This is a genomic window from Peribacillus sp. B2I2 (assembly GCF_041261685.1).
In the GTDB taxonomy this organism is placed as follows: Bacteria; Bacillota; Bacilli; order Bacillales; family DSM-1321; genus Peribacillus.
This window is the reverse complement of sequence record NZ_JBGCCB010000001.1, coordinates 2,252,897-2,270,462: the sequence shown is the minus strand read 5'-3', so window position 1 is coordinate 2,270,462 and position 17,566 is coordinate 2,252,897. Positions and strand designations below refer to the sequence as shown.

General features: G+C 38.5%; 14 protein-coding genes. 4 read left to right on the top strand and 10 right to left on the bottom strand.

Annotation, left to right across the window (positions count from 1 at the left end):
- Window positions 1-75: 75 nt before the first annotated feature.
- From ABIE66_RS11365 to ABIE66_RS11340, 6 genes are all read right to left on the bottom strand, one after another.
- Complete coding sequence (locus tag ABIE66_RS11365) at window positions 76-1,461, bottom strand: MFS transporter (protein ID WP_370014741.1); 1,386 nt, start codon at window positions 1,459-1,461, stop codon at window positions 76-78.
- A 73-nt stretch (window positions 1,462-1,534) separates the two neighbouring features.
- Entirely contained in the window at window positions 1,535-1,684 is a 150-nt protein-coding gene (locus tag ABIE66_RS11360; protein WP_370014739.1) for a hypothetical protein, read from the bottom strand.
- 245 nt (window positions 1,685-1,929) lie between these two features.
- Entirely contained in the window at window positions 1,930-3,228 is a 1,299-nt protein-coding gene (hutI, locus tag ABIE66_RS11355; protein WP_370014738.1) for an imidazolonepropionase, read from the bottom strand.
- On the bottom strand, window positions 3,225-4,901 hold the full coding sequence (hutU, locus tag ABIE66_RS11350; protein ID WP_289316713.1) for a urocanate hydratase: 1,677 nt from the start codon (window positions 4,899-4,901) through the stop codon (window positions 3,225-3,227). The genes hutI and hutU overlap by 4 nt, the downstream gene beginning before the upstream one ends.
- A gap of 196 nt (window positions 4,902-5,097) precedes the next feature.
- Window positions 5,098-6,603: a helix-turn-helix transcriptional regulator gene (locus ABIE66_RS11345; RefSeq protein WP_370014737.1), complete on the bottom strand. Its 1,506-nt coding sequence runs from the start codon at window positions 6,601-6,603 to the stop codon at window positions 5,098-5,100.
- Window positions 6,604-6,914: 311 nt separating this feature from the next.
- Complete coding sequence (locus tag ABIE66_RS11340; protein WP_370014736.1) at window positions 6,915-8,234, bottom strand: MFS transporter; 1,320 nt, start codon at window positions 8,232-8,234, stop codon at window positions 6,915-6,917.
- 492 nt (window positions 8,235-8,726) lie between these two features.
- Here ABIE66_RS11340 and ABIE66_RS11335 point away from each other — a divergent pair, with 492 nt between their 5' ends.
- The 3 genes from ABIE66_RS11335 to ABIE66_RS11325 all read left to right on the top strand — a co-directional run bounded on the left by ABIE66_RS11335 (window position 8,727) and on the right by ABIE66_RS11325 (window position 11,462).
- Entirely contained in the window at window positions 8,727-9,332 is a 606-nt protein-coding gene (locus ABIE66_RS11335) for a TetR/AcrR family transcriptional regulator (RefSeq protein WP_289324764.1), read from the top strand.
- A gap of 145 nt (window positions 9,333-9,477) precedes the next feature.
- Window positions 9,478-10,908 (top strand): FAD-binding protein, encoded by a 1,431-nt coding sequence (locus ABIE66_RS11330; protein WP_370014735.1) that lies wholly within the window; start codon window positions 9,478-9,480, stop codon window positions 10,906-10,908.
- A complete protein-coding gene (locus tag ABIE66_RS11325) occupies window positions 10,905-11,462 on the top strand; it encodes an MFS transporter (protein ID WP_370014734.1) in 558 nt (185 codons plus the stop codon). Before ABIE66_RS11330 ends, ABIE66_RS11325 begins: the two co-directional genes overlap by 4 nt.
- Window positions 11,463-11,748: 286 nt before the next feature.
- Here the strand turns inward: ABIE66_RS11325 and ABIE66_RS11320 are convergent, their stop codons facing one another.
- Both ABIE66_RS11320 and ABIE66_RS11315 read right to left on the bottom strand, forming a co-directional pair.
- Complete coding sequence (locus ABIE66_RS11320; protein WP_370014732.1) at window positions 11,749-12,633, bottom strand: DMT family transporter; 885 nt, start codon at window positions 12,631-12,633, stop codon at window positions 11,749-11,751.
- Complete coding sequence (locus ABIE66_RS11315) at window positions 12,634-13,590, bottom strand: DMT family transporter (RefSeq protein WP_370014731.1); 957 nt, start codon at window positions 13,588-13,590, stop codon at window positions 12,634-12,636. It lies immediately after the preceding gene.
- Between the two features lie 117 nt (window positions 13,591-13,707).
- Between ABIE66_RS11315 and ABIE66_RS11310 the strand changes: the two genes are divergently transcribed.
- Window positions 13,708-15,051, top strand: a complete 1,344-nt coding sequence (locus tag ABIE66_RS11310; protein WP_370014730.1) for an aminotransferase-like domain-containing protein — start codon at window positions 13,708-13,710, stop codon at window positions 15,049-15,051.
- Window positions 15,052-15,559: 508 nt separating this feature from the next.
- On the opposite strand, the gene ABIE66_RS11305 is transcribed toward ABIE66_RS11310, so the two are convergent.
- The gene (locus tag ABIE66_RS11305) at window positions 15,560-16,159 is read right to left on the bottom strand and encodes a nitroreductase family protein (protein ID WP_370014729.1); all 600 of its coding nucleotides are present in this window, start codon (window positions 16,157-16,159) and stop codon (window positions 15,560-15,562) included.
- A gap of 110 nt (window positions 16,160-16,269) precedes the next feature.
- Window positions 16,270-17,247, bottom strand: a complete 978-nt coding sequence (locus ABIE66_RS11300; protein ID WP_370014728.1) for a ring-cleaving dioxygenase — start codon at window positions 17,245-17,247, stop codon at window positions 16,270-16,272.
- Between the last annotated feature and the right edge of the window lie 319 nt (window positions 17,248-17,566).

Below are 17,566 nucleotides of genomic sequence, written 5' to 3'. Positions count from 1 at the left end.
ATCTCCTCTCATATGACTCATTAAGAAGGAGAAAAAAGTTCTTGTCCTTCTCAATTATTTGCTGGAAAATTAATCTTATGTTATTTTCTTATTTTCTGTAAAGGGAATATCGGTTTCCATTATAGAGTGCTCCGCTTCAAGTAAAGGATTACTGGCATCATTAAGTGAAAGCGATTTAGTCTCAGGTGCCCAGGCGATCGATACGATCAAGCCGATTAGCAGAATGACTGCCATACCTGCCATTGAGGTACTTAATCCAAATGAACTTAAAGAAACAGGCAGCAGAAATGTTCCAATCGCAGAACCAATTCGACTAATTGCCGTAACCATACCTATTCCAGAACCACGAATCTCAGTTGGAAAAAGCTCTGCTGGGTATACCAATGTAAGGTTCGATGCTGCTGACATGAAAAAAGTAAAGATCAAGAAGGCTGTCAACATTAAGAATTGAGAACCATTGTGTAAGAAGCTGAGTGAAAACAATGAAACAGTAAGGATTGTGAAAGCCCCGATGGTAAATCCTCTACGAGAAAATTTCGCCAGCAACCATAGACCAAAAATTGCCCCAACTAACAAGAATAGATTTAACATTGTATCGGCAAAAAAGTTCTGTTCAAAACCCATTGTCCTTAGTATGGACGGTAGGAAAGTGTAGATTGCAAAGTACGGAATAACAAGAGTTAATTTAAATATTCCACCAAAAGCCAGCCGCTTACGATGCTTTTTACTGAAAAGTCCACGAAATCCTAGAGCCTTTTGATTTTCAGTGCCAGTAGTCGTTTCTCCCATTTCAACGTTCGATCCAAGGTGTTTTTTTACAATCTGGCGAGCTTCTTCGACACGCCCCATGCTGACAAGCCATCTTGGTGATTCAGGGGTTCCTATTCTTAAGATTAAAACCACAATAGCGGGAATAGCAGCACTAACAAGCATCCAACGCCATGAGTCTGAACCAACCTGTCCCAGGTAATGACCAACAAAGTTTGATGCAACATATCCAAGCGTCCATACTACGTTTATAGACGCGAGAAGCGAGGAGCGATACTTTTTGGGTGAAAACTCGGCGAGTAAAGTTGTACCGACAGCGTAATCTCCTCCAAGTCCAAAACCAATTAGCAACCGTAAAAAGAAAAGCTCTTCTGGACTACTAACAAAAAATTGTAAAATAGTAGCAACCGTGATAAGTAAAAAGTTTACAAGAAAGATTTTCTGTCTTCCTACACGATCAGAAAGTCTTCCAAGTATTAAAGATCCCGCAAATAGACCGATTAAAGCAGAACTGCCGATCAGCCCTGTCCACATTGCATTCATATTCATTTGAGGCCCGAATACTGTCAGGGCCATCGCAATGATTCCAAGGGAATATCCATCACAGAAGCTAGAACCGAATGTAAGTCCTGCAATTCGAAAATGAAATTTATTAAATGGGGCATCGTCTATAGTGAATTTTTGTTCGTTCAAAGAATCCCCTCCATTTTTTGATTTATCAGATTTATGGATCAAAAAAAACACTATTACTGTAATACTCCGGTAGTTAACCTGAAATTATATGATCATTGAAATAAATGACTTCACTAAGGATTTTACACCCTTCTATTACCTCGAATTTTTCCCTTGCTTCCTTTTCAGTGTAAAACTCAAACATTTTTAAGTTATCCTTCGAATGGATAGTGATTATCCACATAAAATCCCCTCCACATGGAAGATTCATTTCCACGATTTCCTTAAAACACTTTCATTAAATCTCACTGTAAAGCAGTAAAGTGTTTAACGCTGGCAAGGGTAGGATGATAAACCACCATCCTACGATTCAGCACCATTACATTTGATAAATACTTCTAAAAGCCCATTCCATCCCCTGAATTTTTCAGCGGATGGAATGGGTAGACATTGATTGAGAATCGAGGCCGTATCTTTTTTTAGTGAGTTTTAAAGGCCCGTCAGGCTTTTGGAATCAGTCTTTACTCTATCATTCACAACTTGAACACCGTTTTTCCATACAGTCTTAACGTGATTAACCCCAAATAAATATTGCAATTCCTGATAGTTTTCAACATTCCATAAAACGACATCCGCTTGTTTTCCTACTTCAAGCGAACCTATCTTTTCTTGTCTGTTGATTGCACAAGCAGCATTGTATGTTGCCGCCGTAAGCGCTTCAGCAGGGGTAAGCCGCATCGAGATGCATGCCAGATTCATGACAAGTGGCATAGAAGTCGTCGGTGAGGATCCGGGATTGCAATCGGTCGAAATGGCAACAGCTACACCTTCATCAACCATTCGGCGTCCTGGGGCCGCTTCTTCTCTTAAATACAAAGCTGTGGCTGGAAGCAAGCAGGCAATGGTTCCTGACTTAGCCATGGCTTGAATTCCCTCTTCGGAAGCCTTTAATAAATGCTCAGCTGAAATCGCCCCTATTTTGGCAGCTAGTTCCGCTCCCCCGTATGGCTCAATTTCATCGGCATGAATTTTAGGGATCAAGCCGTACTTTTTCCCCGCCTTTAAAATCCGCTCTGATTGTTCAGGGGTAAAAACCCCCTTTTCACAAAATACATCATTGAATTCAGCAAGCTTTTCTTCAGAGACGATTGGAAGCATATCATTAATCAGATGATCAACAAATTCATCCTCACGGCCTTTATAATCCTTTGGAACCGCATGGGCTCCCATAAAGGTAGGAACTAAATCAATCGGATGCTCTTCCTGTAACTTCTTCATCACCCGCAACTGCTTCAATTCGGTTTCCAAATTCATTCCATAACCGCTTTTACCTTCTACTGTAGTCACGCCATGAGCGAGAAACGAATCAAGGCGTCGTTTGGTTTGTTCCATCAACTCTTCTTCACTTGCTTCCCTGGTCATGCGGGTGGTTGCATGAATGCCTCCACCTCCATTCATGATGTCCATATATGTTGCACCTTCAAGACGCATTTCAAATTCACGCTCACGACTCCCGCCATATACCACATGCGTATGGGGATCAACAAGCCCTGGTGTCACCAAATGGCCAGAAGCATCGAAAACTTCAGCTTCATGCAATCTATCAGCATAAAGTTCTTCCAATTCCTTGGTCGTACCTACAGCTTGAATCAAACCAGACTCCATCCATATACTTCCATCTATTATCAAACCAAGCTCCGACATTCCCTCTTTGGAACGAGGACCTTTCCTTTCAGAGGTAAGGGTGGCAAGTTGAGCGGCATGTTTTATCCAAATTGGTTTTGTCATTGTTTATCAATTCCTTTATCAAGCATCGGGATATTAATACCTTTTTCACGAGCTGTTTCCTCTGCCAGTTCATACCCTGCATCAACATGACGCACTACGCCCATCCCAGGATCCGTTGTCAACACTCGCTCAATCCTGGCGCCTGCTTCTTTGGTGCCGTCTGCCACGATTACCACTCCTGCATGCATGGAGTATCCCATTCCTACACCACCGCCATGATGTACGGATACCCAGGTTGCACCGCCCACTGCATTAACCATTGCATTTAAGATTGGCCAGTCAGCCACTACATCCGAACCATCCTTCATTGCTTCCGTTTCACGATTCGGCGAAGCGACAGAGCCTGAATCCAAATGGTCACGCCCAATTACTATCGGGGCCTTCAATTCTCCACTTGCAACCATATCATTGAGGATTTTACCAAAACGGGCGCGCTCCCCATAACCAAGCCAGCAAATGCGCGAAGGCAGACCTTGGAACTGAATTTTTTCTTGAGCCATTCTAATCCAGTTACATAAATGTTCATTATCAGCAAATTCGCGTAAAATGGCTTGGTCTGTTTTATAAATGTCTTCAGGATCACCAGATAAAGCCACCCAGCGGAATGGACCTTTTCCTTCACAAAATTGTGGACGGATATAAGCAGGAACGAAACCAGGGAAGTCAAAAGCATTCTCTACCCCTTCATCTTTCGCAACTTGACGGATATTGTTGCCATAATCAAACGTCACGGCTCCTTTTTCCATCATTTCAAGCATCGCTCTTACATGTTTGGCCATTGAAGCTTTAGAGAGTTTAATATACTCTTCTGGATTCGCATTCCGTAATTGTGCAGCTTCCTCCATTGACATACCAGATGGTGTATATCCATTTAACGGATCATGGGCGGAAGTTTGATCTGTCAAGACATCCGGAATAAAGTTTCTGGCGATCATTTCAGGAAGAAGATCGGACGCATTCCCAATCAAGCCAATCGATAATGCTTTTCCTGCAAGTTTTGCTTCTTTAGCTAGACGAATGGCTTCATCTAAAGAATCCGTTTTCACATCGGTATAACGAGTCTCGATCCTCCTGTCAATTCTTGTCTCATCAACATCGATTCCGATACAGACACCGCCGTTCATCGTAACTGCCAGTGGCTGTGCCCCTCCCATACCGCCTAGTCCTGCCGTTAGAGTAATGGTGCCTTTTAATGAGTTATTGAAATGTTGTTTTGCAAGCTCGGCAAATGTCTCGTATGTACCCTGTACGATTCCTTGAGAACCAATATATATCCAGCTACCAGCTGTCATTTGCCCATACATCATCAATCCCTTTTTATCAAGTTCATGGAATGTTTCCCAGTTCGCGTAAGCAGGGACGATATTTGAATTTGCAAGCAGGACACGTGGTGCATCCGAATGCGTTTTAAAAATGGCCACCGGTTTCCCTGATTGGACCAATAAAGTTTCATCTTCTTCAAGCTCTTTTAGTGATTTGACGATTGCATCAAAGCATTCCCAGTTACGAGCTGCTTTCCCGATCCCTCCGTATACCACCAGATCTTCTGGACGTTCTGCAACTTCAGGATCCAAATTATTCATTAACATTCTAAGCACTGCTTCTTGTTGCCATCCTTTTGTATGCAATTCTGTTCCAGTATAACGGATAACCTTGTTTGTAATCGTGTTCATTTTCATTTCCCCCTTGTTTTTGTTATATTTTCATTCTATAAGAAAAATTCAGAATAATTCATTAATTATAATTTAATGATTATTTTATAAATTATTTCAAGTTTTTGTAGTTAACTTTATTTTTTTATGAATTATATTGAGAATTATATTGTTATGAAATAAAAAAGGACGATTCAATATTACTGAATCGTCCTTTTTATAATCCAGACCGATAAGCTGATGGAGTACAAGCTTCAAGCAGTTTGAATTTTGCATTAAAATAGGTCTGATGTGAATAACCGGCTAATTGTGCGATTTCCTCCAATGATAAATCCGTTTCCTTTAATAGGCGTTTAGCTTCCCTAATTCGAACTTGATGCAGCGTATTGCGAAAAGACTCGCCGGATTCAGCTGCAAAACGACGGCTGAGTGTGCTTTTATTGACACGCAGAGTATCTGCACAGGTCGATAGATTCCACTGGGAATCCCAATAGTTGGACTCGATCAGCTCTCTTGCTTTTTCGCTAAGAGTGCGTGCTCCTTCCTGTAATTGCCCGTGATCCTGAAGGAGCAAATGGGTGGTGAACGCATGCAGTTCTTTTACTATTTGATGAATGACTGGTTTATGTACGATTTGCTGAAATACATCATAGTATATTGCTTCTAGAGACGCATTTTGCAAGTTGTATGATTTCATATGCCTACGGATCTGTGCGAGTACGCTTGTAAGGCGAATACGAACGATTTCCGGGTCAGGGTATGGTTGTTGAAAAGTTAGGAATTCACGTTCGATCCAGTTCCTGATGGCTTTCGCATCCCGTCTTTCGAGCATTTCTATCCAAAGCCTTTGTTCAAGAGGAGTGAGGAATGGATCCATCTCTTGAGGGGAAGTTTGTTGACTTTCCGCTAAAATGATATCATATCCATCGAAAAAGATTTGCCTCGTAAATTCACGTGTTTGCTGGTACATCCTTTTTAAAGACTCATCAGGCGTTGCCACTTTTATTATGATGGCAAGAGGCTCATCCATTCTTTCTTTCCAGTGAGCCAGGAACGCTTGATATTCTTCCTTATTTACATCAATTTCCTTTGTTTCCTGGACGCATAAAATAAAATCCGATAAAGCGAATATTTGATGCTTCCCAGTAAAAGAATATCGTTGCAGTTCATCATATACTAAAGGGAGGGCCCTATTATCAGGTGTCAAAAATGCCACCATGGTTATTCGACTATCATGCCTCCGCTCTGTCAAGAAGAAATCTGGATAACCAATATCAAGTGTATTCTCCTCATCCATGGTGCCTGTCGAGGAAAAACCTTGACCATTTCTTAATTGAAAACGCAATTGTTGGATATGCTTTACCAAATCCGCTGAAGAAAAAGGACGGAATAGAACATCATCCGCACGAAAACGTAAGGCCCGATAAGCTGTTTGAAAGATTCGCTCAGATGAAATCCCTAACCAACGAATTCCCCTCCGCTTTAACGAAGCGCCCATCGCCTCACTTTCATTCGTCCAAATATCCATATCTAAAATGACGAATTCCGGATGCTGATTGCGCATGCCCTTTTCAAATTCTTCAATCGTTTTCCATAGGATCAGTCGGACTCCCGTAAGGTGGGATTCAACTATCCAACGAATTCCTTGAGCCTCTATCTCATCTTTTACCACCAAATGAATTTCCACATCATCACCCATTTCTCTCCCTGATATCCTTTTCATCGAATAAATGTGACGTTTGAAAGAAAAGGAATCCCTGTTCTTTACAAAGTTAGTTGCATCTCATCTCCATTCTAATCCTGCCGAATCCTTCAAACAAGTCATATTGAGAAGAACCTGCGATCAAGATTAAATTTGGACATGCTCAAAATGGAAAGCATCCATATTTATTACATTTACTTCCCTCATTTAAAAATTACTTTTCTTTAATAATATGACTATATGAAAAAAGAAACACCATGGACCTTTGTGATTTCCACTGATGTTTCTATTTTAGTACTCTACGCTTTAATTCAATTTTCATTTAGAATTTTTTATAATTGCTTAATATTGACTTCAACTTCTTTTCCAATATTTTCAGCTGAAACATTAGTCAATTTTAATGATAATAAAGTAATGACTCCTATCACAAGTAATCCAGATAATATAAACATGCCTTGAGTAAATGCAACAGTTCCAAGAATCATCGGTCCTACAAAACCACCTAAAGCCGCAAATGAATTGACTAGGGCTATGCCAACTGGTGCAGTCGACTCAGTAAAGAAAAATGTCATATAGGCAAAGAAACATCCACTGAAACCGTATAACCCGAAAGATGTAATCGTTAACATAAGCACCATCATAAATACACTATCTGAAAAGCCGCACCCGATAAATCCGATAACTGATATCATGAGACAAACAAGCAAGTGTGGTTTATGTTCATTGGTCCGATCTGAGTTCCAGCCAACAAACATAATGGCAGGTATACCGACTAATGATGGAATCATCGCTAACCAGCCTATTTCTAAATTGGTTGTTGCATTTTCCGATAAAGATTTAATGATGGTTGGCATCCAGAATGACAATCCATAGATAGATGTGTACCCTGCGAAATAAAAAAGGGCCAACTTCCAGATTTTCGAATCTTTCAGCATATCAAGCTTAGTGACTTTATTTATTTTCGAGCTAACTTTTCTTTCCGCACTCAATTCCCCTTCTAACCAATCACTTTCTTCCTTAGATAACCATTTAGCGTTAGTCGGTCTATTAGTTAAATAGAAAACAACAACAATTCCTATAATAATGGCCGGAATGCCTTCAAGGATGAACATCCATCTCCAGCCTGCCATACCAAACCAGGATATATTGTCAAGAATCCACGTCGACACAGGCGCACCAATCAATCCGCCAATCGGTAAGGCTAAAAGCAGGACCGCTGTTGCCCTTCCTCTTTCGCGGGCCCTGAACCAATAAGTTAAATATAAGATTATACCAGGGAAAAAACCAGCTTCGGCGACACCTAATAAAAAACGGAGAATATATAAATGCATAGTTGTTTGCGCAAAACCTGTTAATATTACAACGAGCCCCCACGAAATCATTATACGGGCAATCCATATCCGAGCTCCCACTTTATGCATGATCATGTTGCTTGGAACTTCAAAGAAGAAATAGCCTATAAAGAAAATACCAGAAAGTAATCCAAAAACCTCAGCGGATAAAGCTAATTCCGCATTCATTTGTAAAGCAGCATAGCCTAAATTGATCCTGTCCAAATATGCAATGATATAAAGGATCAAGATAAATGGAAGAATGCGTTTCATCGTTTTACTGATCGTCTTTTTCTCTATTTCACCACTGGAATGATTCATGATTATTTCCTCCCTTTTCAAGCTACATTTTCCCCATAAAAAAATGCGATTGCCGCTGATCGTTTCTTTCCTAGCTTCCCGACTCTCTGGTTCATTCCCGGTACCTTCAAAAAGTCGAAATACCACCTCCTCTCCATTTACATTTACTCATTCCCAACAATATTACAAAACGCATATCATCCAGGCTAAAAAAGAATTACCTTTTCTACCTGACAGTAACTAATAGGAAAGGGATCTTACGAACTCTAACCACCCTTTTCAGGTATTCTCCTATTTTTAAAAAATCCTCCTGATTTTGCTAGATTGACAACACCCATACTGACCAAGAAACATCGTAAGCGCTTTCCCGATATGCCAAATGAATTAAGAAAGCGTTGTGAATATTCATAATCTACGTTAAATTAAATAGACCATAAATTCCCTAAACCAGACTGTAGTCTGATAGTAAACTATATAGGAATATTCTGTCAATTATCACTAGGAGGTTTTTTTATGATTGAACCTAGAAAAAAACAGCTTAGGGGAGAAAAGACTCGTGAAAAAATTTTAAACATCTCTTTAAAGCTATTTAGCGAAAAGGGTTATGATAAAGTTACAGTAGACGAAATCGTGAAAAAAAGCGGCACTTCGAAAGGGTCATTTTATCAACACTTTTCAGCGAAATCGGACATTTTTTTAGCGAGGTTCACAGAAGTCGATGATTACTATCGTGAAGTCTTCCATTCGTTCCCAGCCGATATGGACGCTACCGAGAAATTGTTTGTTTTCATACGCAAATTGATGCGTTTTCTGGAAGAAGAGATGGGCAAAGATCTAATGAAAGTGATTTACAGTTCCGCATTAGATTCAAAAGAACATACATACTTTTCAAATTCAAATCGCTCACTCTTACAAATTATTCGTTCATTAATTGAAGAGGCGAAAAAACAAAACAGCATAGGCACGGAACAGTCAATAAATGAGATTTCAACACTCCTCACCCAAAGCCTGATGGGTATCATCTACCATTGGGGTTTAAACAACACAGAACAAAGCTTGGAATCTTTATCCATACCTCTAATCGAAACTATCATTAATGGGCTGAAAATGAAGCACTAATACATAAAAAGTTCAACATTATTTAAAGCATATTAAACCCAATCTCAATGAATGGCGAGGTAACTCAATTATTCAATAAAGTTCATGCATTAATATATCTCTTGAGTGTCAAACATTTTTAACGAGGAGTCGAAAGCTAGTTATTATGAAACGATTTTTCTTTATCATCCCATATGCAATATTATTTGGTTTATCCCTGCAGGCTTTTAATTTCAAGCTTGACCACCCCATTGCAGAAGATATCAGCCGCCTGATGCCAGTTAAAATGAAAGCGATAAAAGCAGAAGATAGTGAAGGAGCAATCAAAAAGGTCATTAAAGAAGCTGTAAAAAACGGTGATTCCATTTCCATTGCCGGAATGCAGCATAGCCAAGGGGGACAGACATTATATCCAAACGGGATCCTGCTGGATATGAAGCATTATGACAAAATCCTTGATTTGGATGTAAAAGAAAAACACATCACGGTTCAAAGCGGAGCAACCTGGGCTGATCTACAGGAATATATCAACCCATATGGACTTGCACTGAAGGTCAGTCAATCTCAAAACATATTCACCATCGGCGGTTCTTTGAGCGTTAATGTCCATGGCCGTGATATCCGCCATCATGCCTTGATAGAAACCGTGGAATCTTTTAGATTGCTTAACGCGAAAGGACAAATCCTAACGGTGAGCCGCGAAGAAAATTCGGAGCTCTTCTCTTCGGTTATTGGCGGATATGGTTTGTTTGGAGTAATACTTGATGTTACACTCCAGCTAACCGATGACGAACTTTATAAAATTAAAACGAAATCACTCAATTATGATGAATATACTTCGTATTTTAAAAGAGATGTCCTTCAAAACGATGCTGTTAAAATGCATCTGGCAAGAATATCGGTTGCTCCTGGCTCCTATTTGGATGAAATGTATGTAACGGATTATTATAGGGCAAATGACCAAGCACAGCTATCGAACTACAATACTCTCAAACGGGAAACAATCGTTGCCGTGCCTAAATTCTTTCTTGGCCTATCGCGTTATAATGACTGGGGGAAAAAGAGGTTTTGGGAAACTCAAGAGACCTACATGGCCAATATTGATGGTAACTTGGTTTCCAGGAATAATGTGATGAGGTCGGACTCTGCCTTTATGGATTACAGCAATCCCTCCAAAACAGAAGTGTTGCAAGAATACTTCGTTCCGATAGATCAATTTACTGATTATATCGATGATCTAAGAAAAACTTTATCACATGAAAAAGATTTCAATTTATTAAATATTACAATTCGTTATGTGGAACATAATGATGAATCACTCATGTCCTATGCCAAGGATGATATGTTCGCTCTTGTTATGCTAATCAATCAAGGGACAGATAACGAAAGTAAGGAAAATACGGGAAGGGTCATCCGTAATATGATTAATGTGACGCTTGAGCATAATGGCAGCTACTATTTGCCCTATTATGGTTATCCAACCAAAACACAATTATTTGAAGCGTATCCGCGTGCTGAGGAATTCTTTCAATTAAAGAAGAAGTATGATCCTGATAATCGCTTCATGAATCTTTTCTACAAGGAGTATCATCCATGAATTATAAACGTTTTGTTATTTACCAAGGCACTGTTGGTATGGCTGCCAGCATGATTTTCCCTTTTTATATTTTGCTAATCAAGAATGTAGGTACCAGCTATTCGCAATTCGGATGGGCATATGGAATATTCTCACTGACAGCAGCACTTAGTTACCCTTTAATCGGAAAATTCGCTGACAAAGCCGGTGACAAAACATTTCTCATTATCTATTCATGGGGGATGGCACTAATCCTTCTTGCCTTTCCTCTCGCATATGAAATTTGGCATGTCTATCTCCTGCAAATTATAATGGGGGTCCTTGGGGCTGTACAAAAAAACACTGAAAAAACGGTACTTGCAAGATATGTTACGAAAACAACCGCGGGTGAGGAAATTGGAAACTACCATGTTTGGACATCCATTGGTGCTGCAGCTGCCGTGATAGCAACCGGATATTTAGTCGACTTTTTAACGATTGGAAGCATCTTTTACCTTGCATCCTTAATGTTTGCCTGGTCTGGATTTATTATAATGAAGATGGATAAAAACGCTCCACTATCTAATGCAGAATAAATAAAAACATAAGGGTTATTGCTAGTTAGTGATAATTTTTAGTAGAAGCAGCATCTGCTTTAACCTAAGCAGATGCTGCTTCTATTATATAAAAGTATATAAATCATTTGCGGATCAAACACCAAAAACCACATATTCTTTCAAAAAATGAATTTCCATCCTACAAAGATAAAATATAATCCACTTCTCTTTTCTCACTTTTACTGCGGTATTTTTTCGAAATTCTAAAATCTGCGGTTTATTAGTACAATTAAAGACTACGGACAATAGCACATATATTAAAATACTACTTTCTTATCAACTTGGTTATTATTTTTTTGTCTGAAAAAACCAATGACATCATAATTATACCCATCCCAATCATCTGATGAATAGACAACGCTTCATGTAAAAAGAAAAAGCCTAAAATCATACCGATGACAGGCACTATATAATTACTGAATGACGTAAATAACGCGCCTTCTTGCCGAATCAGCCTATTAAATAATGCATAAACTACTCCTGCATGGAAAATGCCTAAAATCGCTAAGTAGATAGATTGAGATCGTTCTAAATCCAATTTGAAAGATTGCTCAAATAAAAGGGACATTGGGATGAGAAATGCACTGGCAATCAATAATACATTTCTCATATGAATAACGGAAGATCCCTCGTTTAATTTCTCCATGATAATCAATGATAATCCAAAACTCATGGCAGCCAATATCAATAGGATATTACCTTGAATACTGGTGAAAAGGTCATGGAATCCTTGTGTTGGCCAGGAAAGGAAGACAATACCTGCAAATCCGAATAGTATACTTGTAATCTCCGGCATTGTGCTTTTTCTTTTGTAAAATGTTATTAAAAAGAGGATGGTAAAGACAGGAACCATTCCAATCAACATCGATGCGATACTGCTTGGTACCGTTTTCTGACCTTGCGCAATAAATACGAATGGTAGTACAACTTCGAAAACCGCAATGATTATATACCATTTATAATAACTCCTATTTACTCTTCGCTCTTCTTTTGATAAGAAAAAACCAATGAAGAGTAAACAGATACCACCGATACATGCTTTGATGGCTGACAAAGTAATAACCCCAACATTATCTATAACTAATGCAATAAAGAAGAATTGAGATCCCCATATACAACTAATCACCAGTAATAACACATATTTATTCATTCACTTTACCTCTCTCTTCATTAATGGATCGCCAATAACCTTACTGATATGCTTTGACCGATTTCCACCAAAATAGTTTGTGCCGATTACACCAACAAGAATAATCATTGCACCAATAACGTGATAATAGTGTATGGATTCATGTAAGAATATCACCCCTGCCATAACCGTAATCAATGTCGCTAAATTACTGAAAACGCTCATCTTAGATGCTGGTAATATAGATAATGCATAGTTTGATAAAAAAGCAGTAAGCAGTGACGATAATGCACCAAGATATATGATCGAAATGAGAAATGCACTACTTGTATAGGGTAAAAAAAAGCTACTAAAAGATTGGTTAATGATATGGTTGATGATGGCCATACTATTAAAAGCAAAAAAACCATAGAACGTCATCACATAAGTTAACGTAAATAGTGAATATCGCTTTGTTAACCTTCTTGCTACCACATTATAAAGAGCCGCAGCAATCGCAGATAATAAGATCAGGATCGTTCCTTTCAAACTGTGAGCCTCAAGTTGCAAATCATTCATGACAAAGATAAAGATAACCCCCATCACAGATAAATAAAGAAAAAATTTCTGACTTTTACCTGCGTATTCCTTCAAAAATAATGAAGCTGATAATAACGTGAAAATTGGTATGGTCGCTTGGATGATACCCGCTTCTGAAGATGAGGTATAAACGAGACCAAACACTTGGAATGTAAAGAATAAAATTGGATAAAGGAACACCAACGGAAGAGTTTTCAAAGTATCCTTTGCACTCATTTTCACTGATGTCCTCCTATACAGCTTAAAAACTATAGCGATCAAAAAAGCCATCGTAAATCGATGTGCCAATGTGTCTAACGGACTCGCTTCCATTAATGATATTTTTGTAAAGATAAATGAAAATCCAATAATAATGGCATATAGTATCGCTGCAAAATAGGCTTTTTTATGTTCTGGCATATAGAGTAAATCCTCCTTTTCAACAGCCGGCCGGTTGTTAGTATCGTATTAAAAGTTCGACTACGATACAATACAAATAAAAAGCATCTGTAACGGTACAGTTTTTAGGAGGTATTCATGTTAAAATACGTAGCTTTGTTTAATGAATTTGAATCTCTCATCCAGAATGGACAGCTCAAAGCAGGATTTAAACTCCCATCAATTCGTCAACTAAGCGATCAACATCATTGTAGTAAAAGTACAGTCATAAAAGCCCTGCAAGAATTGGAAAAGAGGCATTTAATCTATGCGGTACCTAAAAGTGGATATTATGTCGTTCAAAAAGAATTTAATGGTAAAAGTGAACCAACTGCGGAAATCGATTTTGTTACCTCCGCTCCCGCTTGGCATCAATTTCCGTATCATGACTTTCAACATTGCATCAACAAAGCCATCGATACCTATCAGCAAGAATTGTTTATCTATGGCACTCCAAAAGGACTACCCTCTTTAATTAAAGTGATACAAAAGCAATTAGAGCAATATCAGGTTTTCGCAAAGGAAGAACAGATTTTCATTACTTCTGGTGTGCAACAAGCACTTTCCTTATTAACACTTATCCCCTTTCCAAATGAACGTACCCATATACTTGTTGAACAACCTAGTTATCATTTATTTGTGGAGCAATTGAAAGCGTACAAGATTTCCGTGCTAGGAATCCAACGAACGGCAGAAGGTATTGATTTAGAGGAATTAGAACGGATTTTTAGTGGTCAGGAAATTAAATTCTTTTATACGATGCCTCGTTTTCATAATCCGTTAGGGACTTCTTACTCTAAAAAGGACAGGGAAGAGATACTAAAACTTGCTGTAAAGTATGGTGTTTATATTGTCGAAGATGATTTTTTAGCAGATTTCGAAGAAAATATGAAGGTAGACCCTATTTTTTCCGAGGATACACATCACATGGTCATTTATTTAAAAAGCTTCTCTAAAATAATGTTTCCAGGATTACGTATAGGTGTTGCCGTATTGCCAAAACCATTAGCGAACAGCTTCCAACTATATAAAAGGACAGCTGATATCGATAGTTCCATGATTTCACAAGCAGCCCTGGAAATCTACATAAAAAGCGGTATGTTTGAACGCCATAGAAACAAAGTGCGCCTGTCCTATTTAGTGCGTGCAAACTTGCTGTATGATGCTCTAGAAAAGCACTCAACTTCAGGCTTTCATCGCCCAGCATCCATATGTATGAACGCTCATATCGTACTACCTCATCGTTTAAATAGTGCTCAACTAATCAAAAACTTACATAATCAACAAGTACTGGTAGAGACGATAGAGCAAAATTATATAGATGGCTTTCACCAGGAAAAAATATTAAAATTAAACGTGTCCAATACAAATATACAAAAACTTGACCAAGGAATAGCACTCATTTTTAAAGAATTGAATAACAAGCAGAACTATTACTTATAAAGCTTTTACATAAGGTATAGTCACTTTCCACTCAGAACATTTATCAAAAAAGCAGTAAAAATATTTTTTCTGATAACAACGCAAAGCCATTAATATCTGTAAATTACATCCATTAACATTTGTAATTCTGAAAAGCATATGCAAAATGAGCTCAACTAAAAAAGAGCTAAATAGAGTTGGCTCTCGGTTTGTATACAAAAAGGGGGCGGGATGGTCTCTTCCCGAATCCTTTTCACGATTTTATCGAGGGGATCATTACCATAATTTCAAAACAAAACTTGGTTATACTCCATGATTTTTTACTGTTTTATATGGGATGGAACTCTCGCTAGGTTGAAGAAATTTGCGACACTCCTGCCGAATAACTGGCTAGCCGGGACACCAAAGACGCTTGTGGCGAGGGAATGTTTTTTAAAGAAAAAAACTGTAGACAAACTCGCTTTTCTTCGAGTTTGTCTACAGTCTGAGAGCCCGTTAGACTTGGCTTTAATAAAGTTGCTCTTACTAGTTATTTATAATATTTTATACGATCCTCAAGTGGTTTGAATTCTTTATCACCTGGTTGAGCTGTTGGATTACCGAATGGCATTTGCGCAATCAACTTCCAATTACTTGGAACATCCCATTCTTTTTTCACTTCATCATCAATTAGAGGATTATAATGCTGTAAAGTTGCTCCCAATCCTTCTGCCTCAAGGGCAGTCCAAACAACTAATTGATGCATTCCTGATGTTTGTTGTGACCAGATTGGGAAGTTATCGGCATAAGTAGCAAATTGTTCTTGAAGTGATTTCACAACAGATTCATCTTCAAAGAATAAGATGGTTCCATATCCCGCTTTAAAGGAATCCATTTTTTGTTGAGTGCCAGAGAAATCTCCCTCACCGACCGCTTTCCTTAACGCTTGCGTCGTAATATCCCATAATTTATCATGTGCTGAGCCTGTTAAAACAATAAGGCGGGAAGATTGGGAATTAAAAGCCGATGGCGTGTGTTTAACGGCAAATTCAACAATTTCTTTTATTTTCTCATCAGATACTTGGACCTCTTTATTGATTCCATAATATGAACGTCTCTCTTTAATGGCCGTGTAAAAATCTTTTGTCATGATTCATTCCTCCAGAGCATTTTTTCTATTTCAAATGATTATTCCATGTTTTATTTCTACCTGTTTTAGTATGGGCATAAACCAATTTATCATTCGCTTAAGGTTACCAATTATTCTTTAATGAATTCCTTTGTGCTTCTCACTGTATCAATGGGACGGACCAATTTTTCGATTTGATCCCTTTTAGGTTCTAAGAACGGTGGTAAGGATAACTTTTCCCCAAGGGTTTCATATGGTTCATCCCCCATAAATCCAGGACCATCAGTGGCAAATTCGAATAAAATTTGCGGCGCCACTCGTACGTAAAGCGACTCAAAAAAGTGACGATCAACATAACCAGACGTTTGAAATTGGAAGCTTTCCATTCGTTCGATCCATTCTTCCAGAACGGAACGGTCTTCTACCCGGAAGGCTGTATGGTGAACAGTCCCAAAACCTTGCCGTGCCTGAGGAAGGCTCGAATTATGCTCGACAATTACTTGTGCTCCATTCCCGCCTTCCCCTACTTCGAATAAATGAAAGGATCCTTCTTCGGCTATTTCTTTGAATAATAGAACTTTTTCCATCATTTCTTTAAAGTAATCGAAGTTGGCGATACGAATGAAAATTGGTCCTAATCCTGTAATGGCGTACTCCAGAGGAATCGGTCCTTTTTGCCAGGGGATTCCAGCTGCTACCCCTTCATTGTTTTCATCTGAGATCAATTGATATTGCTGATCATCAAAATCGACAAAAGAAATGACCTTTTCACCAAATTGTTCTTGGATTCCTGTATTCCCCACTTCTAAACGGTCGAGACGCTTAACCCAATACTCTAATGCGGCATCATTCGGTACACGGAAGGATGTTTTTGAAATCTCATTGGTCCCATGCACACCTTTTGGAATACCAGGGAAATCGAAGAAAGTCATGTCAGTACCTGGACCCCCAACATCGTCTGCAAAAAACAGGTGATAGGTTTGGATATCATCTTGGTTAACTGTTTTCTTGACTAAACGCATACCTAAAATATCAGTGAAAAATTCATAATTCTTTTCTGCGCTGCTTGTTATGGCCGTTACGTGGTGTATACCTTTTAATCCATTCATACTTGATTCCTCCCATTAAAACGATTCAACTTATGGTTGTTTAGCTTTTTCATTAGTTCCCTATATTTTTCCTTCAAGCAGAGTGGTCTATTCATTAAAGGAGTTTGTATAGGGTTTTACACTTTTTAATATCTCGAATTAAATTATCTTTACTTAAAGGTAATTTATCATGAATTAAATTTACTGTCAACAATATTATCTCAAATTAATATATCTCAACATCAAAATAATTTCAGGCAAAAAATACTGTCAATTTCCCTTTCTATAATAGGAGAAATTAATTCTAAATATTCTACGTAAGAATATCCATTCTAATGCA

Bases quoted from the DNA above. Each gene is read 5' to 3' on its own strand.
- ABIE66_RS11360 (WP_370014739.1), bottom strand. From the start codon at position 1,684: ATGTGGATAATCACTATCCATTCGAAGGATAACTTAAAAATGTTTGAG.
- hutI (WP_370014738.1), bottom strand. From the start codon at position 3,228: ATGACAAAACCAATTTGGATAAAACATGCCGCTCAACTTGCCACCCTT.
- hutU (WP_289316713.1), bottom strand. From the start codon at position 4,901: ATGAACACGATTACAAACAAGGTTATCCGTTATACTGGAACAGAATTG.
- ABIE66_RS11345 (WP_370014737.1), bottom strand. From the start codon at position 6,603: ATGAAAAGGATATCAGGGAGAGAAATGGGTGATGATGTGGAAATTCAT.
- ABIE66_RS11340 (WP_370014736.1), bottom strand. From the start codon at position 8,234: ATGAATCATTCCAGTGGTGAAATAGAGAAAAAGACGATCAGTAAAACG.
- ABIE66_RS11335 (WP_289324764.1), top strand. From the start codon at position 8,727: ATGATTGAACCTAGAAAAAAACAGCTTAGGGGAGAAAAGACTCGTGAA.
- ABIE66_RS11330 (WP_370014735.1), top strand. From the start codon at position 9,478: ATGAAACGATTTTTCTTTATCATCCCATATGCAATATTATTTGGTTTA.
- ABIE66_RS11325 (WP_370014734.1), top strand. From the start codon at position 10,905: ATGAATTATAAACGTTTTGTTATTTACCAAGGCACTGTTGGTATGGCT.
- ABIE66_RS11320 (WP_370014732.1), bottom strand. From the start codon at position 12,633: ATGAATAAATATGTGTTATTACTGGTGATTAGTTGTATATGGGGATCT.
- ABIE66_RS11315 (WP_370014731.1), bottom strand. From the start codon at position 13,590: ATGCCAGAACATAAAAAAGCCTATTTTGCAGCGATACTATATGCCATT.
- ABIE66_RS11310 (WP_370014730.1), top strand. From the start codon at position 13,708: ATGTTAAAATACGTAGCTTTGTTTAATGAATTTGAATCTCTCATCCAG.
- ABIE66_RS11305 (WP_370014729.1), bottom strand. From the start codon at position 16,159: ATGACAAAAGATTTTTACACGGCCATTAAAGAGAGACGTTCATATTAT.
- ABIE66_RS11300 (WP_370014728.1), bottom strand. From the start codon at position 17,247: ATGAATGGATTAAAAGGTATACACCACGTAACGGCCATAACAAGCAGC.